Here is a 20,516-nt window from a genome sequence, read left to right as displayed (position 1 = left end):
CCTTTAAAGGACGTGTTTTTTGTCGCCTTCGAGAATGCGTTTGATATCTCCGACCACTTTCATCCAGTTGGCTTCCGCAGCAACCACCGCTTCATCCGTTTCCAGATTGTCCTGAGTTATGATGAGCGTTGTCTCATCGTCATATGCTGAGATGTGGTAAGTAACGTGTGCATAATTATCTTCAAAATCGTCGGTGCCTGAAAGCGGGCTCCAGTATGTGTAGCTGAGGACCCGTTCCGGAATGATTTCCAGTATTGTCCCTTTGTCCTCGTATGGCTGGCCGTCCCAGACGCCTTTGTAAACGATCGGGCTGCCTACCTGCCAGTCAGAGTATACTTCTGCGCCGTACATATATTGTTTTACGATTTCCGGATCTATCAACGCTTTCCATACAGACGAAGGACTTGAATAGATGGATGTGGATGTAGTGGCAATCAGTTTTCTGTTCATGTTTTTTGGAGTTAGATCATGCCAAAACACAGAGAAAATCATGCCAAGAATCTGCAATTTGGTCTGGTACGCGTCTTTTAGCGTATATAGGTCTAACATAACTCAATTCCAGTGCAAGAATTATATTTTACGCAAAGTCTGCCCATTTCGCTGGACGAAGCATGGTCTTTTTTTTCAAATCCCGGGAATTTAAAGGAAATTACACCTGCAAAAATGGGCTTTGTTGTCACATCTGTGCATCATGGCCAGAAGATGTACGCAGGCCAGATCATCCGTTACATTGTCAAGCCGGTTTTGGGAATTCCGCTCAAATGGTGTACGGAAATTACGCATGTAGCTGATAAACAATACTTTGTAGACGAGCAGCGCTTTGGGCCATACGCATTCTGGCATCACCAGCACCGCTTTACGGAAATTCCGGGTGGCGTTTTGATGGAGGATATCCTCAATTACAAAGTGCCTTTTGGTTTCCTGGGCGACTGGGTTAATGTGCTGTTTGTGAGGAGTGAAGTAACCCAGATTTTCAAATATCGAAGGAAAATCCTCACGGAACGGTTTGGAACTCTTTAAAAGTTATACTGAACCCGGCATGTGAAGATGTCGTCCGGCGCATCTGCTTCGAAGCCTTTTAAAGCCGATTTCTCATTTCTGACAAATTCATAGTAAAATGTGAATTTGAGCGATTCGTTCGCTACATATACATAACCCATTCCGATGGTGTCGTACCGCAAGTCGGCCTTATTGAATCCTCGTGCTTCGGATATATCCATTCCTGAAACACGCTTGTTGGGGTCATACCAGTCATATTTAAGGACAAACTGATGTTCCAGGCTCCCCAAATGCTGTAAGAAATAGAAGTAAGCACCATCAAAATTGCGAACGTAAAGCGGGTCTTTTGTCCCGTTCGTTACAGGATACACGCCGGGAGTCTCACTGCTTGCAAATGTTGCGGTCTGGTCACCGCGAATGTATTCCAGTCTGAATTCCGTTTCACCTTTTTTGTTAGGAAAAGAAATTTGAAAATCGGCCCCGGCGTAGTTCCTGGGGGCAACTTTCAGGTAATTGGAGGCCGACGAGTCACGAACCATTGCATATTCCCCCACATTTGCCTTAGTACGATACAAAACCGGGGACTGACTTGTAATCCCGCCCGCGTAGCCCGAGACCGCTGCTGAAATCGTAGCGCCTCCCAAGGCATTGTTTTTAAAAGGTTTCAGGCTGAACCGGCCAATTATATCCTTATGGCTATCGTAATCCGTCGGGCCGGACATGCCCTGCCCGTTAAAGACGCCAACGTCCAATTTTAGCTTTTGCCACCATTCGATGGAGTGGCGGCTCGTAACGGTGAGCATGACGCCAATGTCCCGTTCGGTCCGCATTAATATTTGCGACATTCTTCCCCGTTCCGGTGCTTCGCGGTTGGATGAAGAAAGGTTTATTTCATAGCCAAACGGCCGTGCAAACATTCCCGTAGTTAGCGCGAAAATTTTAAACTTGTTTTCGTAAAACCGCCCCCAAAAATCGCGGATCGCTACGCCGCGCTCCGTCCCGTCAAACTGGAATACAAAATAGGACGTCGGATCATTGTGCTCATTTAAGTGCGCGTAATCCACGCGCAAACGCCCGCGTCGAAGCATAAAACGATTACTAGCCTGCGCAGAAAAGTTGCCACCCCCATACGTTTCTGCCCCTTTCTTTGAAATGAATTGAAATTGAGGTTGAATATAACCACTGATCCGGACGCGATTGTAGCGTTCATAAATGGAAAGCATCCCTCTACCCATCTGGTTGGTCGTATCCACCAAGTCCATCAGGAAGCGTTGCGAGAAAGCTTTCGGGTTACTTAACAGGGTAAAAAAGAATAGCAAACCGGTAATGCGGGATTTCATTGGAACGAAGTTGGTGTCAGCAAATGGGCTACAAAGAACTTTATTTTCCGCCAATAATGCTGCCCGCTGGCCACAACTTTATTCTTAAAACGAGTGAATATGCGAGGAGTCCGGTGGCTAATCTCAATGTTTTAAATGGGCAAATGATGTCGAATTGCATTTGTATATTTCAAATAATGTATCCGGAACCCTTATCACCTTAAAAGTAAAATACTATCCGAAATAAAGGAAAGTTTTTAATGTATCGAAAGAGTAGTACTTTTTTTATATTAAAAATGTATATTGCTTTCTAAATGTAAACTACTTTTTAAATGTATAGTACATTTAAAAAGTAGTTTATTGGATAAATAGTATAAAATGTTTGTTACTATATTAATCTATTAAACATCTAATACTTTCTATATTTTACGTATCTTATATTCTCCTAACGATCAGCTAGTAAGCAGCTGTAAATCGCTTTTTAGAAAATTGCGGATTTTCAATTTCGTCCGCAACTGCCACAGCAAGATCTTCAACAGCGATAATGCTTCTCCCTTGCTCATTGTATACTGGCGTATCAAGCGAGGTGCGGTAAGTGCCTGTCCGTTTACCGGAAGTGCCGGGATGCATCTCAATTGCCGGGCTGACATAGGTCCAGAACAACTCGTTTTCTTCTTTGATCATAGCCTGATATTTGCGTGCAGCGCCAGCCCCGGCTTTGTATTCTTCCGGGAAACCAGGTGTATCGATAAGCTGTAATCCCGGGGCTACTTCCAGGCTTCCTGCGCCGCCGATGACGATAAATCTTTTAACTCCGGCTTGCTTCACACCAGTTTGGATAGCCTGCGCGCCTTCAAGATATTCGGCATAGATATTGGGATTGGTCCATCCGGGATTGTATGCGCTTACCACGACATCGGAGCCTGCAACAGCTTCTTCAACTTCTGAGACATTCAACACATCCGCCTGTCTGGGTGTTACCAGGTCGCTTTCGGTTGGGATCTTTTCAATGTTTCTGGCGATGGCGGTAACCGCGTGGCCGCGTGAAATCAACTCCTGTAAAAGGGGAGCGCCTACAAATCCTGTCGCGCCGATTAATGCTACTTTCATTCTTGATTTTGGTTTAAAATGGAACTGATTGAGATAGACAAAAAGGGTCAATGTTGCGTGTGTTCGGATTGGAAATTCCTGCAAAAATCTGCCAGCGATTTCTCACCCAGACTAGCCCTTAACGCGTGCTCTGCTTCGATATAAAGTTCGTCGAGATAGTTGTTAATTTGACGGCCCACATTGCACTTGGGATTGGGCACATTGATGCCCTTTCCAAGCAAATCATTCTGTCGTACGGCGTCGTAAATATCGGAAATGAAAATGGTTTCCGCCGGCCTGGCCAGCTTGCTCCCGCCCGCCTTTCCTTCCTTGCTGACAACAAGTCCATGTGCTTGAAGATTGCCAAGTTCCTTGCGAACCAGCACCGGATTAATATTAATGCTTCCAGCTAAAAACTTCGACGGTACCCATTCCTCATCATCCAATGCTAGCAAGGACAGTATATGCAGGGATATCGCAAAGCGACCGTTATTCATAACTGTATATTTTATTGTTACAGTATAAATATTGCGATAGGAAAATTAGAAACCAAATGGTGGTACTTATTTACTTTCCAGAGTCGGAAGTAGGAGATTAATTAGTGTGGAGGGGACTAATAAATGATTGATTTCCAAGTAAGTAAATTTTTGCTTTTTGTATTTTAAAAAAATATTATACATTTATGTATTAAAATACTTTTAATACATATTAAATATTATAGAATGTATCAACCAAGAAATACATTCCATATATTCCCGATTTCTCATTGAATTATTAGGTTGGTACATAGTATTAATTTAATACTTTTATTATGTATCCAAAGTATTAAAAGTATCTATTTGATTAGTACTTATTGAAAATACGAGATGTTTTATACATTCAGCAAGGGTTGAATGCCAAACAGCTCGCCGGGATAGCGAGCTTACAAGATGCCCCAGGTTATTTAAGGATGGTTAGTCCGCCTTTATAGGACTTGTTGGTGTACTGGACCACGTAGTAATAATAGCCTTGGGAGATGTCTGTCGGGCACCAGTTATTGCGGATCTTGGAGTAGTAAACCTGCTTTCCCCAACGATTGAAAACCGTCACATCTCTGAACTGATTCACACAGTTATCGGCGGGCAAATGTTCCAAAACAAAGCAGTCATTTTTCCCGTCGCGGTTGGGTGTTATAACGTTTGGAAATTCGGGAACCACGTCCGAAGTATCGTCCTTTACAATCACTTTCACAGTGGTCGTATCTGTGGCGGCAGCGCAGCTTTTGTCCTGTGTAATAAAGTCGATCATGAATGTTCTTTCGGATTGTCCTTCGAGCATCGGGCATTCAGGTGACCAGGCGTAAGGCGAGGTCACCTGCTTCACGCCTGTCTTGTTCGCAAACTTCATCCCCGCATCGCTAATGCTGAACCCGCGGCCTGCCGCAGTAAGGCTGATCGTATTGGTGTCGGGATCAGTAGCAAGGACGTCAAACACAATTTCGGAGCTGCTGCCAATCGTGTAGGTGATTTCTGGTATGGCCAGCGAAGTTTCAACCGCGGGCGGATTATTGGGCGATTGATCAACAATAAAATACACCGGCTTGGAAACGGCAAGCGGATTGCCAACACAGCGCATATCTTCCACTTTGAAATCCACGGCCAGCGTATCACCCTTTTTGGCATTACAAGGCGGCGTCCATTTGAATGTTTGCTGGATCTGCGCTTTTCCACTAGTCGCTTTAAAATCCATGGCCATATCCACCATATTGAAATCCTGCCCGCGGCCGGAAAGGGAGATGCTATCTTTGTCAATGTCTTTGCCGTAGACGGTGAAAGTGATCGGCACACCGGCTGTAACATGCACATATTGCCCGGGCAGGGAAGTGGTGACCTCGGGCGACTTATTGCCACTGCTTTCGCGCCGGATCAGAATGCTAAGCGTATCCATCAACGGGACAGGGCAGCTCTCGTCTTCTGCGATGAGTTCGATCTTGATGGGACGCTCATCGTATGTCACAAAGCATTCATCCAGGCATACCTCGAATTTGAGCGTGTCATTGGCGACCTTCGTTTTAAATTCGGCGGGAAGGATCGTGAAATAATCCTTCGAATTATTAACGGCCCGGCCATTGATACGGATCACCTGATTGATTGTCGGATCGGTAACCATTACTTCAAAGCAGTTCGGGTCGCCTTCCTTCACTGTGATGATCTCGTTTTCCTTATAGTATGTGTTTTTCCCTTTGGGTTTAAACAAAAGTTTAGGCGCGTCCATTTTAGGGCAATCGACCACTTTTAACTGGAAGTCCCGGGTCAGGCTGCCTATCTTTACACCGTTTCTGAACTCATCAACTTGCACGGCAAACACATATAATCCTACATTTCCCGGCGTGACGGAAAGCATTCCCGTTTTGGGATTCACGGTCAATGGCTTCGGGCCGGGGATAATGTTGGCTTCTGAAATGCCGGGCAGCCAGGTAAGACGGGGATAATTAGACGAGCCTCTGGCTTCCACGCTTGGGTTGGCTTTGTCGGAAAATCCCTGCATAGGCGTGATCAGCTTATAGGTAAGGCTATCGCCATCCGCATCCTTTCCTCCGAAATCAAAGAAAAACGGAGAGTTTACGCAGGCATAATCGCCTTTAATTGCAGGAAAAACGGGGGAGGAGTTTTTGAAATTTGCGTTGTTTTTGAAAAGCGGGGGGAATTCGAGATAAAAAAGGCTTCCCGCATCACCCGGCGCCTGGATATTGGTAATCGTGCCATTTCGGCAGCAACGGTCCCAAACCATATAGTAGCCCTGCGGGTCGCTGAAATCGGTCGGTTCCAGCCTTAAAGACGAGCTGTAAGTGATCATATATGTTTCCAGCGACGATATTCCGCACTGCGGATTAGCATACGTGACCGATTTTCGTTCTATTTTTGGGGCCTGAAGATAACCGATCGGTTGATTGTCACGTTTTCTGAAGACGTAAATGTTTACAAACGGGTCTTCCGCGCCGGGGTTGCCGTTGAGGGCATCAAAATACATCGTTAAGCCGATGTTATAGTTATAGTAATTGTTTGGGTTTTCAGTGATAAATAGCTGGCCGCCGACGATATGGGTTGCATAAGTTTTCGAAAAGGCAAACAACATCAGCATGAATAAGATGTACCGTTTTTTCATGGCTTGACAAGGGAGTAGAATTTATCCGATAGGATTTGGAATTAGAAATTAAAAAAGAAATATGGTTAAGAATATCAAGTATGAATACGTTGAAATTACCGATTTTGCGGCAGAAGGCAAATGTATATTTAAATCAGAAGACGGCGTAATATTTGTAGAAGGAAATGTGGCTCCCGGTGACATAGTTGATTTACAAGTTGTTAAAACCAAGAAAAAATTAAAGGAGGCGATCGTTACCAAAATCCATTCGTACTCGCCTCTCAGGACAGACCCATATTGTCTGCATAACGTTGTATGCGGTGGCTGCAAATGGCAACACATTGCTTATGAGCATCAGCTGAAATTCAAAAGACAACAGGTTGTTGACCATTTCCAGCGGATCGGGCACATTAAAAATGTCGGTATTAATGAGATTATTGCAGCTCCGAAAACGGAATATTACCGCAACAAACTTGAATTTACCTTTTCAAACTGGCGCTGGCTGACGAAAGATCAATTGGATTCCGGTGCGAAATTTACCAAACATGCGCTCGGTTTTCACGTGCCGAAACGTTTTGATAAAATATTTACGGTTGATCATTGCCATTTGCAACCTGATCCTTCCAACACGATCCGCAATTCGTTGCATCATTTCGGTGAGTTGCATAATATTCCTTACTATGATGTGAAGTTTAATGTGGGAACACTTCGAAACTTGGTAGTCAGGACGGCCAATTCGGGCGATGTGATGGTTATCGTGCAGTTCGGCGAACAGAACGATGAAGCCATCGAGCAGGTGATGCAGTATTTGCACAAGACACACAGTGAAATCACATCACTCAATTACATTGTTAATTTGAAAGGAAATGATTCCTACCAGGATCAGGAAGTGATCCATTATGCAGGCGAAACTGCCATCCGCGAGACGATGGAAGACCTGACTTTTCTGGTTGGTCCTAAATCATTTTATCAAACCAATTCCGAACAGGCTTACCAGCTTTTCAGCGTAACAAGGGAATTTGCCGGGTTGACAGGCAATGAATCGGTGTATGACCTTTACACCGGAACCGGAACCATTGCCAATTTTGTAGCGCGTCGGGCGAAAAAAGTAGTTGGCGTTGAGTATGTTGAAGCCGCTGTGCAAGACGCCAGAAAGAACTCAGAATTGAATGGCATCACGAACACATCCTTTTTCGCGGGTGACATGCGCAGGATCATGAACGAGGACTTCCTTCAAGAGCATGGGAGGCCCGACGTTATCATTACCGACCCGCCCCGGGCAGGAATGGATCAGCCTGTGGTAGAAACGATCCTGAAGGCAGCACCAGACCGCATTGTATACGTAAGTTGCAATACGGCTACGCAAGCGCGTGACCTCGCGCTAATGTCCGAGGATTACGAGGTGACTAAGGTGCAGCCGGTTGATATGTTCCCGAATACGCACCATGTGGAGAATGTGGCGTTGCTGCAAAGGAAGTGAGTCCGGCTACGCTCACTCTGACAATTGATTTCAGGTTGAGCGTTGTCAAAGATAGCGGTTGTGAGTTGCTTTGCGCTTGTTTTGCCCCTAAATCCCCTGAAGGGGACTTTGCGTTTTTACTTGGATGTTCGCCACCCCTTCAGGGGCCGGGGGCCGAGATGAATGCCCAAGGCACCGATGACGTCAGAACGGTGGCGACTTTGCGTGTTACCAGAATGTTCACCACCCCTTCAGGGGCCGGGGGTGGAGTTGAGATGCCCAGGGCCCAAGGGCGTCAGAACGGCGGCTCGTTTTCCGGTCCTTTATAATCAAAATTGCTCAGGTCATTTGCCCTGCTCCTCAGCGTTCCGCCTGCGGGAGCGGGCTTGCTTTGGCTTTCGAAGGAGGCGATTGGATTTGTGGTTTGGATGGGGCGGTCCACCGAGAATGGTGCAGGTATAATATGTTCCCTATACGCACCGTGTGGAGAATGTGGCGTTGCTGCAAAGGAAGTGAGTCCGGCTTCGCTCACTCTGACAATTGATTTCAGGTTGAGCGTTGTCAAAGATAGCGGTTGTGAGTTGCTTTGCGCTTGTTTGCCCCTAAATCCCCTAAAGGGGACTTTACGTTTTACTCGAATGTTCACCACCCCTTCAGGGGCCGGGGGTGGAGTGAGATGCCCAAGGCCCAAGGGCCTCAGAACGGCGGCTCGTTTTCTGGTCCTTTGTAATCAAAATTGCTCAGGTCATTTGCCCTGCTCCTCAGCGTTCCGCCAGCGGGAGCGGGCTTGCTTTGGCTTTCGAAGGAGGCGATTGGATTTGTGGTTTGGATGGGGCGGTCCACCGAGAATGGTGCAGGTGTGAATTGTGAATCGAGGTCGGTGAATTTGGTGTATTTTCCGATGAACCTTAATTGAACTGTATCCAATGAACCAGCACGGTTTTTAGCGACGATCACTTCACCGATTCCGGCGACGGAATTGCCAGATTCGTCTTCTGTAATGCCATAATATTCAGGTCGATATAAGAAAAGAACCATATCCGCATCCTGCTCGATCGATCCTGATTCCCTTAAATCTGAAAGTTGCGGCCGCTTTTCGCCACCACGCGTTTCCACCGCACGGCTTAGCTGCGACAGTGCGATAACGGGCACATCCAACTCCTTCGCCAGATTTTTAAGTGAACGTGAGATCATTGCAATTTCCTGTTCACGGTTACCGGCTCCTTTTCCCCCCGTATCCCCGGTCATAAGCTGGAGATAGTCAATCACGATCATTTGAATGTCGTGCTGGGCTTTCAGACGGCGGCATTTCGCACGCAGTTCGAGAATGGATAGGGCAGGGGTGTCGTCAATATAAATGGGTGCATTGGTCAGGCGGTGAATGCGGTGGTGCAATTGCTCCCATTCGTGCGGCGCCAGACTTCCCTTTCTGATTTTTTCACTGTCGATCTCAGCCTCAGCCGAAATCAGACGATTAACGAGCTGAACGGAGGACATTTCCAGCGAGAAAATGGCAACGGGCATGTTGAAGTCCACAGCTGCATTTCGCAGCGATGAAACAACGAAAGCCGTTTTTCCCATACCGGGACGGGCCGCCAGGATCATTAATTCCGTTTTTTGCCAGCCCGACGTCAACCTGTCCAGGGCGCTGAAACCGGACGGAACGCCGGTAAGGCCATCTTTATTATTCTTCTTCTGATCGAGCTCTGCCAATGCCTGACGCATTAGGGCACCCATATCCGCGTAATTCTTTTTAATGTTGGATTCGGAGATCTGGAATAAACTCTGCTCTGTCTTGTCCAGCAGTCTGAAAACGTCAGTTGTGTCTTCAAAAGCTTCGCGCTGAATCTCCGATGCGACCTTGATCAGCTCTCGCTTGATGAAGGCCTGAGATATGATCCGCGCATGAAATTCAATGTTGGCAGCCGAGTTGACCTTCGAGGTCAGCTCCATAATGTACTGCGCTCCGCCGATCAGTTCAAGCTCTCCTGTGCTGCGCAGTTTGGAGGTGACGGTAAGCATGTCAATCGGCTCCGAATCAGCGAAAAGAGTGATGATTGCGGTGTAAATCCGGACGTGTGCTTCCTTGTAAAAACTGTCTGGCCGCAAGATATCCGCAACGGCTGTGAGCGCGTCTTTTTCAATCATCAAAGCACCCAGAACGGCCTCTTCCACGTCCACCGCCTGAGGAGGTAACTTGCTGAAAGTCTGATCAATACCAGGTGTTCTTGTGCCCATTGGCTTGCGCCCCTGATTGCTTTGTTTTGATCCTGATTTTGAGAAATTGCCGGGTGCCTTGTCGTTTTCCATGTTAACACAAAGTTAAGGAAACCGGGGCGCGTAAGAAAGAAAGGAAGGAGAAGTTCGGCCAATTATTTTTTTTCAAAAACCGGTTGATTTTGTCCGGCTCTGATAATGAAAGAGTTGATCAGAATATGTTTAATATTCGTTATAAAAAATGAGATCGGAATTGTAATTCTCAGCTTTTGTTTACAATTGTTGGTTATTATTACTAAATTTTAGAACAAATAGACAAACACTAAACTTTAATTCATTTGCTGGAAAAAATCATCACGCTCGAGGACGTTTCAATGGTTGATTTTTTGGGTATTCACAATGCGAATATCAAGGAAGTTGCAGCCGCTTTCCCTGGAAGCAAAATTATTTCACGCGGAAACGAGATCCGCATTCAGGGCACTGCCCCGGAAATTATTCGTATTACAGATGTAATGGACTCGTTAATAGCCCATTACCAAAAATACGGCAAGGTTACGAATGACAATGTGAAGGGTTATTTAAATGGCGTTGTAAAGTCGCCTGTCGCCAGTGCAGAAGATGATGCGGATGTGATCATTTACGGCAACAAGGGGCTGGTTGTGAAGGCAAAAACACCGAACCAAAAGTTACTGGTGGAGCAAGCCGAGAAGTTTGACCTCGTGTTTGCGGTAGGACCGGCCGGAACCGGAAAAACGTACACAGCTGTGGCCATTGCCGTGCGCGCTTTAAAAAACAAGGAAGTTAGAAAGATCATTATAACACGCCCTGCTGTTGAGGCTGGCGAAAACCTGGGTTTTTTGCCGGGTGATTTAAAAGAAAAAATAGATCCCTACCTGCGCCCGATTTACGACGCGTTGGATGATATGATCGCGCCGGAAAAACTGAAATTGTATCTGGAAAGCCGGACCATTGAGATCGCGCCGCTGGCCTACATGCGTGGCCGTACATTGAACAATGCATTCATTCTGCTTGACGAAGCGCAAAACACTACGCCGATGCAGATGAAAATGTTTCTGACCAGGATGGGGCCTAGCTCCAAAGCCATCATTACCGGTGACAAATCGCAGATCGATTTACCTAAGAACTTAAAATCAGGGTTAATTGACTCATTAGCAGTCCTGAAAGGGATCAAGGGGATTAGTTTTGTAGAGCTGGATGGATCCGATGTGGTTAGACACCGTTTGGTAAAAGATATTCTTGCAGCTTATGACAAATCTGAGCAGTAAGCTTCTGCTGATCCTTTTATTGATTGTTATTTCAAAAACGTTCGTGCTGGCGCAGGGAAGCAACTTGCCGCTTAACCGCTGCGCCAGCGATGAACTGAACGCGCTGATGATTTCCAAACATCCGGCTTTGCAGAGTCTGCGAATGAAGTCGGAGGAAGCTATTCAAACGCGCATCAAAGCAAACAGGGCGTCTTTGCGGAAAAACGCGGATGAAACGATAACCATTCCGGTTGTCGTGCATGTCGTTCATAGCAAGGATGATAACACAATGGGCGGGCAAGGCAACGCGAACATTACGGATGCCCAGATCCAGAGCCAGATCGACGTTTTGAATGAAGATTATGGTAATGCTTCGGGTTATAAGGGTTATTACACAGATTCGCTGGGCGTAGACACGGGGATCCGGTTTAAGCTGGTGAACATTGTGCGGACGTTTAATGATAAAGAGCAGTTCAGTCCTATTACGGATGCAGATGAGCTGGCGGGAATTTCTCCTGCGTGGCTTACCAACCGTTACCTGAATATCTGGGTTTGCCGGTTGTCGGACCGCTATTTAGGAACCTCCCAGTTTCCCGTTGTAACCGAGCTGACCGATCTGACAGCAGGCTTGTCGACAGCTGAGGACGAGGCATTGCGCTCTTTGACGGACGGTGTGATCATTGACTTTCGCTATTTCGGCAGGAATTCGCCAGCTATTACCAGCTCCGTTTACAACCTTGGCCGTACTACGACGCACGAAGTAGGCCATTGGCTGGGGCTGATACACATCTGGGGCGATAGGAATTGCGGAACCGATCATTGCAATGATACACCAACTGCTTTTACCAAAAACGAAACGACGGACATTTCCTGCACGCCCGTTTTCTCGGAGTGTCGTGGCACAATGACGCGGAATATGATTGAGAATTATATGGATTATTCTCCTGATGTCTGCATGAGCGTTTTTACCAATGACCAGAAAGAGCGGATGCACGCTGTGCTCGAATTGAGCCCCAGGCGTGCAAAACTCGTTGAATTCTCGAAAATTTCTGGCGAGGATCTGCTGGTAGACCTGTATCCCAATCCCGTCAGCGAGACTTTAACAGCCAATGTTTTTACACCGAATTTTCAGCTTTACACGGTCGAGGTCTTTAATCAACGCGGTCAGCGCATGGTTTCCGGCGCGACGAATCTGAATTATCTGCAAGTCGATAAGTTTCCCAGCGGATTGTACTACTACAAAGTTTCGTCCGGCGGACAAACGGTCACCAAACGGTTCGTCGTTCGTTAATATGCTCCCACGCTCACCATTTGTCGGCATCGTTTTATGCTATATAGCCGGCATTTTGTTGAGCGAAATCCTTCCTGTATTCGATCAATTGGCTGCATTACTTAGTTCGCTGTCTGTTTTGCTTCTGTCATTTTGTTTTGTGTTTTATTTCAAAGGCTTGAAAACGGCGTTTGGAATTGCGTTTTTGCTGTTCATAGTTTCCATTGGGGCATTTACAATGTCGGTCTTCGAGAAAAACAACGATGCGAACATTGCTGCATTATCCGAGGTCAGCTATTCAGCCTACGAAGCAGAAATCATAAGCTTACCCGAAAAGCGAAGCAAAACGGTTCGCTATGAAGCGCAAATACTTCGCATTAAAACCAAAGAAAAGTGGGTTAATGTCGATTTAAAAGCATTAATCAATATTAGCCAGGAAGCCGTAATAATGCCGGAACCAGGTAACAAGCTGGTCATTCACGGAACACTGGAGCGTCCGTTGGAAGCCAAAAATCCCATGCAGTTTGATTACCGCCGGTATCTCAGCAATAAGGGCATTGTGTGGACGGACTATCTGGATGAGGATTCTTTTCAGCTGGTTTCGGTTGCCGACCATTCCTTTTTGCTGAAACAATGGAGCACCGGCATTTCCAAATGGGCCGCCGGAGCGTTTAGGGAAAATGTGGATGACGATGAGGCTTATGGATTGATCAAGGCCATGTTACTAGGCAGGAGAGATGATCTGCAATCGGATCAGGTTAGCGATTACACGACTTCGGGGACGGTGCACATTCTGTCTGTTTCTGGCATGCACGTTGCAATTATTTTCCTGGTTATCAGTTATTTGTTTGGATGGATGAAGCGGTGGCCGGTGGGTAAATTTGCTTATCTAGCATTGATAGTCGGATTGCTAGGCTTTTATGCATTGGTTACCGGCTTGCCTCCATCGGTGCAACGCGCGACGCTCATGTGCATTATTTTTGTCATGGCCGAAGTGTTCAGCCGGAAGCAGAATGCGATGAATACGCTTGCATTTTCTGCATTGGTTATATTGCTTTGGGATCCTGCTGCGCTTTATGACGTTGGTTTTCAGCTTTCTTACCTTGCCATGAGCGGGATATTTTTGCTGTACGCGCCTTTGAACAGCATTTTCAGTCCCGAGAATAGAGTTGTGAAGTTCGTCTGGCAGATCTCAGCATTGTCATTAGCTGCGCAGCTGGCCACATTTCCGCTGAGTTTGTTTTATTTTCATCAGTTTCCCAGCTATTTCTGGCTGGTTAATCCGTTTGTGATTGCATTCACGAATGTGCTGTTACCGGCTGCGCTCGTCTTATTGTTAGTATCGCCGCTGCACGTGTTCTGGTTGCAATGGGTTGTAAATAAAGTGGTTTGGCTATCTGCTTACCTGACCAACGTGGCCGTCGCTGTTCCAAAAGCATTGCCGGGATATTTGATTGAAAACCTGAATCTTGATAAAGTTGAAGTTACTCTGCTATATGCATTGCTTTTTGCGATTTGGTATGCCTATCATACGAGGATTTACCAATATCTTAAATTTTCTTACTTGCTGGTGCTCGTTTTCGTAACCTATTCCGTCTCCAAAAGCATTCAGATCCGTCTATCCGATCAAATGGTCGTGCATTCAGTTCCCAGGCATCAGGTCGTAAGTTTTAAAAAGGGAAGTTCGCTTTACATAGTGAGCGACAGGGCTTTTAAGGAGAACATTGATGCCTATAATTTTTGTATCAAAAACTACGCAACCAGCCGGGAAGTGGTAAAAACGACGTTTATTACAGCAAGATGATAGACATTCGCCGTATTCAAAATTATTTCAGCATTACTGAACGGAGTAAACAGCCGAAATTTCGCCTGCAATTTTCCGGTCCCAGGCGGCTTGGGCGCCAGCATTGAGGCCGTGACCGGTTTCGCCGTCGTAACGTTCCTGGTCTCTATTCATCTCACGAAAGGCTTCCAAAAACTGATATTGAATTTCGCTATCATAGTCTTCAATGGTCAGATCGGCTTTCAGCAAACGCGCCTTAAATTTTTCGACCACAAGCCTCGTTATGTCGAAATGGATCTGCTCATGCCTTAATGTGCCGGCATTTCGGGATTCCGGGCGTCCCCAGGACATGCTTTTTACCATGAATGTTTTCAAACCGATTTCTACCACAAGATCATCGTCTTTGGGATAGGAACGGCCTTCATAGCCGAAACTGGTAAACACCGCCGCCGCATATCGGCTGCCGGGTTTGGCATTTCGTACTTTGAAATCGTCCCAGATCAAAGGCCTTTTGGGCGAATAAAAAACTGTATCGGGGTCATTATTAACGATTTCCTTAAAAACCAGCTGAATGTTCCTGGCCAGGGCCGGATTTTTCCCAGCATTCAGCGTCATCCATTTTTGAAAGTGCGCCAGGGATTGATCCAGGAGCTGTTTGACTAATTTTTCGTAGTCGTATTCCCTTTCGGGACGAGTGTAATTGGCAGCGGTTTGATAATTGGTCAATTCTACCGGCTGCATGTTTCTGTACCAGCGAAATTTGACGGAAAGCTTTACTTCGCCTGTCACCTTATTGGGCGCGACGCGCTTTTCATTTAAAGAGAGTTCCTTCACGCTGATATAAAGCGGCAAGTAAGTCTGTTCTTTTTTGGGGGCTGCAAACGACCAGTAATTGAAGAGTTCTTTATCCGCCTTTCCGGGTAACGTGGCAGGAACATCTTTGCCATACAAAACCACCTTTCCTAACGTAGAGCCTGGAATAAGGCGCTGATCTTCAACTTCCTGAATATAAAATTTATAGTTTTTAAGCAGCGATGCCGGATCTTGTGCAAGCTTCATCACAACCTTTTCCTGCTGCGAAAAAGCAGGAAGGATCATTGAAACCATTAAAAGGGCCAGCAAAAAACTTCTGATCATACTTTAAAATCTTGTGTTGAATCCCGTTTTCAATTCAATAAGTTTGTATAAAAATTATTAAAGAAACGAATGACTTTACCTACAACGAATTTGCGCCCGAAATTTGATGATATCTACATGGAATTAGCAAAAAATCTGGCGTTGCGTTCCCATTGTATCAAGGCGCAAGTCGGTGCTGTATTAACAAAAGACACGCGCATTATTTCTATCGGTTACAACGGTCCGCCTGCCGGAACGCATAATTGTGATGAGGAGTTTCCGGAAGTGGGTTGTCCCAGAGATGCGAAAGGAAGCTGTTCACTGGCTTTGCACGCAGAACAAAACGCTATTTTATTTGCTGTAAAAAATGGCTCAAATATTGAAGGATCGACGCTTTTCGTAACATTAGCGCCATGCATTGCCTGCGCCAGGGTGATTTATACAATGAAAATCAAAAAAGTAATTTTCCTGCATTCCTACGCAGCCTACAAGGGAATCGCAGTTGAGGAAGGAGTGGAGTTTTTGAGGAGGTTCGGAGTGGAGGTGGAGCAGTATGTAGTGAATGATTGAATGATCGAATGATTGAATAGGGAAAAAAACATTCAGTCATTCAGTCATTCAATCATTCAAAATTATCAATGATGATGCACCCCACCAGCACCATGCACATGCCCGTGGCTGATTTCTTCTGCTGTGGCTGGGCGGATTGAGATGATCTGCCCTTTGAAATGCATTTCTTTTCCTGCCAATGGGTGGTTGAAGTTCATGACAACTACATCGTCCTTGATTTCAATAACCTGGCCGTGCATGCGCTCACCGTCTTCGTTCGTCATGGGAATGATGTTACCGATCTGCAATAACTCCTCCTGGTTAACATCTTCCATCTGGAAAACCGCCTTTGGCAATTCAACAATTGCTTCTTCGTCAAACTCACCGTATCCTTCCTCAGGGGCAACGGTAAATTCGAAAATATCACCTGCAACAAGCCCTTCAATCTGGTTTTCGAAGCCCTCAGGAAGGCCGCTGATGCCTTGAATGAAGTACATTGGATCTTCCTCTGTCACAACTTCTACAACATCGGTTTCGCCATCTGTATCAGGAATTCTCAGGCTGTATGTTAACGCTATCACGTTATTTTTTTCGACTTTCATTTGCTAGTTTGATTAAAATAATTGTTGTTGTAAAAAATTGTTCCAAGAGGAGTAACGAAAAACAAACGTACGGCTAATTTGCCAAAATGCCATTTAGATGAATTTTTTAGCACACATTTTGCTGTCAGGAACAAAGGAGGGCGTGATTATGGGCAATTATGTGGGCGACTTTATCAAGGGCCGGCTGACGGATGAAAAAACGGAAAGCTGGGACCCTGATTTTGTCACCGGATTGAAGCTGCACCGGTTCATTGATTTCTTCACCGATCAGCACGGAACTGTCCGCGAGGCAACGCACAAGGCTGCCTTATCGCAGGGAAAGCTTGCCGGCATCGTGATGGATATTTATTTTGATTATTTCCTGGCCAAACATTTCGACCAGTTCCGACCGGAACCGCTTTTTACATACGCACAAAATATGTACGCGCTGATCCAGGAAAACGAGCATTTCATTCCCGTTGATATGATGCGCATGGTGCAGGCCATGCGGAGTGAGGATTGGCTGACGAGCTATGCAACACTGGAGGGAGTGGATTTGACTTTTCACCGCATGTCGCGGAGGGCCACTTACCTGGCTCCGCTGCGCAATGCGATGTTGGAGCTTAGCGAAAATGAAGATTTTTATCAGGACAAATTTTTCAGCTTTTTCCCGGAACTTCAAAAAGCGTCCAAAGAGTTTATATTAACACATTAACATCAATGCTTACCGGCATTCCCAATGGCGCAGACACCGGATATTGTCCTTAAAGAGATCAGAAGTAAAAAATTCAGGCCCATCTATTTCCTGCACGGCGATGAGCCGTATTACATTGATTCCATTGCCGAAGAACTGGAAAAACGGGTCGTGCCCGAGTCTGAAAAAGGCTTTAACCAGTTTGTCCTGTACGGTAAGGATACGGATATGGCCGGCGTGCTCAGCTATGCCCGACGTTTTCCGTTTATGGCCGAGAGGCAATTGATCCTGGTGAAGGAAGCCAACAAGTTAGGCGGGATCGAGCAAAAAGAGCAGCAAGCCAGGCTGGAAGATTATGCATTGAATCCGCTGAACAGCACCGTGCTGGTGTTTTGTTTTCATGCCAATGCTGACGAGCGTAAGACTTTTATCAAATCCATCAATACGAATGGTGTGGTTGTGCAGTCTAAAAAGATGTACGACAACAAGTTACCGGAATGGGTCGCTTCTTTTTGCCAGCATGAAGGTGTGAAGATCAGTCCCAAGGCCGTGCAGATGCTGGTTGATAACATTGGAAACGATTTGAAGCGACTGTCTAACGAGATCAGGAAAATAATGGTCAATCTGCGGGTGGATGAGGGAATTGACGCTTCGGCGATTGAGCGGTTTGTTGGGATCAGTAAGGAATATAATGTTTTTGAATTTCAAAAGGCACTAATGACGCGTGATGTCATGAAGGCCAATCAGATCGCCACCTATTTCTCTGCAAATTCAAAGGACAACCCGCTGGCACCGATCCTGATCATTCTCTTTGGATTTTATACAAAAGTGCTGCTTGCGCACGCCAGCAAGGATAAAACGGAGAAAGGGCTTGCCACTGAACTGGGTGTTAACCCTTACTTTGTAAAGGATTATTTGCTTGCGATCCGCAATTATCCGCTTCCTAAGGTTGCCAATATCATTCACTATCTGCGGGAATGTGATGCGCGGCTGAAAGGTTTGGATGGCGTGAGCATTCCCGAAGGTGAGCTGCTTAAAGAGTTGGTTTTCAAAATTGTACATTAAGATCATCATTAGCAAGAAACAGGTTTTGGCTTGTGTTCGGCTAGGATATATTTGGTAAATGAATAATGAGCATAAGATCTTAATCCCCGTTCCGGCGCTTTTTAGTTTTGAAGAATGTATGTGGTTTCTCAACAGGAACTACGATGACTGCCTCCACATCATTAAAGGCAATACAATTTTTAAAGCATTGGAAGTGGAAGAGGAAATGCTGCTGGTTGCCATTAAGGAGCACGCAGGTTTTCTGGAACTGGAAATTCTGCAAGGAGAGACAACACAGGAGAACAAATCCTATCTCGTTGATTATGTGCGTGAATGGTTTGATATGGACACCAACATTCAGCCATTTTACGACCTGCTCAAAGCCGACGGACGCATTGCTTACATGGCCGAAAGTTACAAAGGCTTGCGACTGATTGGGATTTCTAATCTTTTTGAAGCCATTTGCTGGTGCATTATCGGTCAGCAGATTAATTTGTCCTTTGCCTACAAAGTGAAGCGCAGGCTGGTGGAACATTATGGTAAGCGCATTGACCATGAAAATGATTCCTATTTTGTTTTTCCCGAGCCGGAAGTGCTGGCAGCGGCCGATCCCGATCTTCTGAAAGAGATGCAGTTTTCAAAACAGAAATCGGATTACCTGATTGGCATTGCGAAAGCGTTTGCAAACGGAAGTCTTAATAAGGAAGCAATTCGTGCATTACCAGACTTTGCAGCGCGGAAAAAGGCACTGACGGATCATAAAGGGATAGGTGTCTGGACAGCTAACTATGCGTTAATGAAGTCGTTGCAAGAGTCGGGCGGCATTCCGCATGGCGATATTGGTCTGTTAAATGCGCTATCCAATCACAACATTATTGAGGACAGAAGCCAAACGGGCAAGATTGAAGCGCTTTTCCAGCGTTTTGCAGGCTGGGAGAGTTATCTGGTGTTTTATCTCTGGCGAAGCCTCACGGTCAAGGTTTTGGAATGATGTTCTGTCCGGTTTTCCATTTCAAATAGGCCTCCCGCAAACAATGTCCGCACGGACGAAAGCCCTGCGCCAATGCCTCTGCCACCGAACTGAAAAACACCCGGTTCTTCATTTTCATGCGCTTTCCCGAAGCACATTGCAATGTCCCATAGATTTTAAGCGTGGCATTTCCACCGTAGCAAATCATATTTTTATCAATGAGCTTTTTCAACTTTCTGCTCGTTTGAAACGAAGGCGGCCCGAGGTCTGAATGCTTGAACATTGCTCTCAGTTTAATGCGTCGTGAAAAATAATCCCAAGGGTAAAGCGGTTGCCGGAAGTCACTTCGGAAATGCCATGCTTCATATTGACCCGATAATGACCTTTTGTCCCTTTCACTGGCTTGAAATTGGTTGTGAAGAGCAGAATGTCCCCTTTTTTCGGTTTTAAAACAATGGCTTTGGATTGCGCGCGCGGCGTTTGTTGGGTCAATACAAATTCTCCTCCCAGGTAATCGTTCTCAGGATCGCTGAGGAAAATAACCAGCTGAATAGGAAAGAACACATCTCCGTACAAGTCCTGATGCAACGTATTATGCCCGCCTTCACCATATTTCAGGATCAAAACCGTAGGCTTGGTTTGCTGCCGGGCGTGACATTGTGACTGAAAGTCTTGAAAATCAGATGGATATCGCTGGGTAATGTTTAGGACTTGCATCCACTTATTGGCAACCGGGGCGAGTTTTGCATAAAAGCTTTCGCGTAAATGCTGGATAATGTTCGGCAGCGGATATTGGAAATATTTATATTCACCTAGTCCAAACCGGTAACGCTCCATCACGATCGTTTTGCGATAATGTGCTGGTTCCTCATATGATGCAATCAGTTCATCACATTCCGCAGGCGAAAGGACTTGTGGGACTAACCCATATCCTTTGCTGTGCAGATCGTCGGTAATGTGCAGCCAGTCCAGCGTTTCAATGTTTTTCATCGTTCTGAATTATTTGTCCTAAACTTGAATGTTGACAGGACAAAATTA

Annotated in this window: 20 protein-coding genes; 9 read left to right on the top strand and 11 right to left on the bottom strand. The window is 45.8% G+C overall.

The features are described from left to right. Window positions 1–3: 3 nt before the first annotated feature. Complete coding sequence (locus MUK70_RS07385; RefSeq protein ID WP_234656069.1) at window positions 4–450, bottom strand: SRPBCC domain-containing protein; 447 nt, start codon at window positions 448–450, stop codon at window positions 4–6. Window positions 451–561: 111 nt separating this feature from the next. Between MUK70_RS07385 and MUK70_RS07380 the strand changes: the two genes are divergently transcribed. Next, window positions 562–1,020: an SRPBCC family protein gene (locus MUK70_RS07380; protein WP_234656070.1), complete on the top strand. Its 459-nt coding sequence runs from the start codon at window positions 562–564 to the stop codon at window positions 1,018–1,020. Here MUK70_RS07380 and MUK70_RS07375 read toward each other — a convergent pair. The 4 genes from MUK70_RS07375 to MUK70_RS07360 all read right to left on the bottom strand — a co-directional run bounded on the left by MUK70_RS07375 (window position 1,017) and on the right by MUK70_RS07360 (window position 6,551). Further along, complete coding sequence (locus MUK70_RS07375) at window positions 1,017–2,339, bottom strand: putative porin (protein ID WP_234656071.1); 1,323 nt, start codon at window positions 2,337–2,339, stop codon at window positions 1,017–1,019. The two genes, MUK70_RS07380 and MUK70_RS07375, sit on opposite strands and share 4 nt — an antisense overlap. A gap of 435 nt (window positions 2,340–2,774) precedes the next feature. Further along, the gene (locus MUK70_RS07370) at window positions 2,775–3,428 is read right to left on the bottom strand and encodes an NAD(P)-dependent oxidoreductase (protein ID WP_234656072.1); all 654 of its coding nucleotides are present in this window, start codon (window positions 3,426–3,428) and stop codon (window positions 2,775–2,777) included. 47 nt (window positions 3,429–3,475) lie between these two features. After that, the gene (locus tag MUK70_RS07365) at window positions 3,476–3,904 is read right to left on the bottom strand and encodes an RrF2 family transcriptional regulator (protein WP_234656073.1); all 429 of its coding nucleotides are present in this window, start codon (window positions 3,902–3,904) and stop codon (window positions 3,476–3,478) included. A gap of 442 nt (window positions 3,905–4,346) precedes the next feature. After that, the gene (locus tag MUK70_RS07360) at window positions 4,347–6,551 is read right to left on the bottom strand and encodes a T9SS type B sorting domain-containing protein (RefSeq protein WP_234656074.1); all 2,205 of its coding nucleotides are present in this window, start codon (window positions 6,549–6,551) and stop codon (window positions 4,347–4,349) included. 61 nt (window positions 6,552–6,612) lie between these two features. Here MUK70_RS07360 and rlmD point away from each other — a divergent pair, with 61 nt between their 5' ends. Further along, window positions 6,613–8,010, top strand: coding sequence for a 23S rRNA (uracil(1939)-C(5))-methyltransferase RlmD (rlmD, locus tag MUK70_RS07355; RefSeq protein ID WP_234656075.1), 1,398 nt, complete (start codon window positions 6,613–6,615; stop codon window positions 8,008–8,010). A gap of 274 nt (window positions 8,011–8,284) precedes the next feature. Here rlmD and MUK70_RS07350 read toward each other — a convergent pair whose 3' ends face one another. Together MUK70_RS07350 and dnaB are read right to left on the bottom strand one after the other, a co-directional pair. After that, window positions 8,285–8,554 (bottom strand): hypothetical protein, encoded by a 270-nt coding sequence (locus MUK70_RS07350; RefSeq protein WP_234656076.1) that lies wholly within the window; start codon window positions 8,552–8,554, stop codon window positions 8,285–8,287. Window positions 8,555–8,685: 131 nt separating this feature from the next. After that, window positions 8,686–10,299, bottom strand: coding sequence for a replicative DNA helicase (gene dnaB / locus MUK70_RS07345; protein ID WP_234604950.1), 1,614 nt, complete (start codon window positions 10,297–10,299; stop codon window positions 8,686–8,688). 245 nt (window positions 10,300–10,544) lie between these two features. On the opposite strand from dnaB, the gene MUK70_RS07340 reads away from it, so the two are divergent. From MUK70_RS07340 to MUK70_RS07330, 3 genes are read left to right on the top strand one after another with little or no spacing between them, the layout of a single operon-like run. Next, window positions 10,545–11,492, top strand: coding sequence for a PhoH family protein (locus MUK70_RS07340; RefSeq protein ID WP_026628791.1), 948 nt, complete (start codon window positions 10,545–10,547; stop codon window positions 11,490–11,492). Further along, entirely contained in the window at window positions 11,473–12,762 is a 1,290-nt protein-coding gene (locus MUK70_RS07335) for a M43 family zinc metalloprotease (protein ID WP_234656077.1), read from the top strand. Before MUK70_RS07340 ends, MUK70_RS07335 begins: the two co-directional genes overlap by 20 nt. Window position 12,763: 1 nt before the next feature. Continuing rightward, window positions 12,764–14,545 carry a ComEC/Rec2 family competence protein gene (locus tag MUK70_RS07330; RefSeq protein ID WP_234656078.1) on the top strand — a complete coding sequence of 594 codons (1,782 nt, stop codon included), beginning with the start codon at window positions 12,764–12,766 and terminating at the stop codon, window positions 14,543–14,545. A gap of 33 nt (window positions 14,546–14,578) precedes the next feature. Here MUK70_RS07330 and MUK70_RS07325 read toward each other — a convergent pair whose 3' ends face one another. Then, window positions 14,579–15,661: a DUF922 domain-containing protein gene (locus MUK70_RS07325; protein WP_234656079.1), complete on the bottom strand. Its 1,083-nt coding sequence runs from the start codon at window positions 15,659–15,661 to the stop codon at window positions 14,579–14,581. A 69-nt stretch (window positions 15,662–15,730) separates the two neighbouring features. On the opposite strand from MUK70_RS07325, the gene MUK70_RS07320 reads away from it, so the two are divergent. Then, complete coding sequence (locus MUK70_RS07320) at window positions 15,731–16,210, top strand: deoxycytidylate deaminase (protein ID WP_234656080.1); 480 nt, start codon at window positions 15,731–15,733, stop codon at window positions 16,208–16,210. Window positions 16,211–16,275: 65 nt separating this feature from the next. Here the strand turns inward: MUK70_RS07320 and MUK70_RS07315 are convergent, their stop codons facing one another. Further along, a complete protein-coding gene (locus MUK70_RS07315; protein WP_234656081.1) occupies window positions 16,276–16,791 on the bottom strand; it encodes an FKBP-type peptidyl-prolyl cis-trans isomerase in 516 nt (171 codons plus the stop codon). A 97-nt stretch (window positions 16,792–16,888) separates the two neighbouring features. On the opposite strand from MUK70_RS07315, the gene MUK70_RS07310 reads away from it, so the two are divergent. The 3 genes from MUK70_RS07310 to MUK70_RS07300 are packed head-to-tail and all read left to right on the top strand — an operon-like array spanning window position 16,889 to window position 19,499. Beyond that, window positions 16,889–17,485: an acyl carrier protein phosphodiesterase gene (locus tag MUK70_RS07310; RefSeq protein ID WP_234656082.1), complete on the top strand. Its 597-nt coding sequence runs from the start codon at window positions 16,889–16,891 to the stop codon at window positions 17,483–17,485. A 24-nt stretch (window positions 17,486–17,509) separates the two neighbouring features. Further along, window positions 17,510–18,529, top strand: a complete 1,020-nt coding sequence (gene holA / locus MUK70_RS07305) for a DNA polymerase III subunit delta (RefSeq protein ID WP_234656083.1) — start codon at window positions 17,510–17,512, stop codon at window positions 18,527–18,529. A 58-nt stretch (window positions 18,530–18,587) separates the two neighbouring features. Further along, window positions 18,588–19,499 (top strand): DNA-3-methyladenine glycosylase family protein, encoded by a 912-nt coding sequence (locus tag MUK70_RS07300; protein WP_234656084.1) that lies wholly within the window; start codon window positions 18,588–18,590, stop codon window positions 19,497–19,499. Here the strand turns inward: MUK70_RS07300 and MUK70_RS07295 are convergent. Together MUK70_RS07295 and MUK70_RS07290 are read right to left on the bottom strand one after the other, a co-directional pair. Continuing rightward, complete coding sequence (locus MUK70_RS07295) at window positions 19,483–19,761, bottom strand: Ada metal-binding domain-containing protein (protein WP_234656085.1); 279 nt, start codon at window positions 19,759–19,761, stop codon at window positions 19,483–19,485. The genes MUK70_RS07300 and MUK70_RS07295 overlap by 17 nt on opposite strands. Before the next feature lie 5 nt (window positions 19,762–19,766). Beyond that, window positions 19,767–20,468 carry a 2OG-Fe(II) oxygenase gene (locus MUK70_RS07290; RefSeq protein ID WP_234656086.1) on the bottom strand — a complete coding sequence of 234 codons (702 nt, stop codon included), beginning with the start codon at window positions 20,466–20,468 and terminating at the stop codon, window positions 19,767–19,769. Window positions 20,469–20,516: the final 48 nt, after the last annotated feature.

The organism is Dyadobacter chenwenxiniae, assembly GCF_022869785.1.
GTDB lineage: Bacteria > Bacteroidota > Bacteroidia > Cytophagales > Spirosomataceae > Dyadobacter > Dyadobacter chenwenxiniae.
The sequence above is the reverse complement of the archived record's forward strand: the minus strand, read 5'-3'. Positions and strand labels throughout refer to the sequence as shown.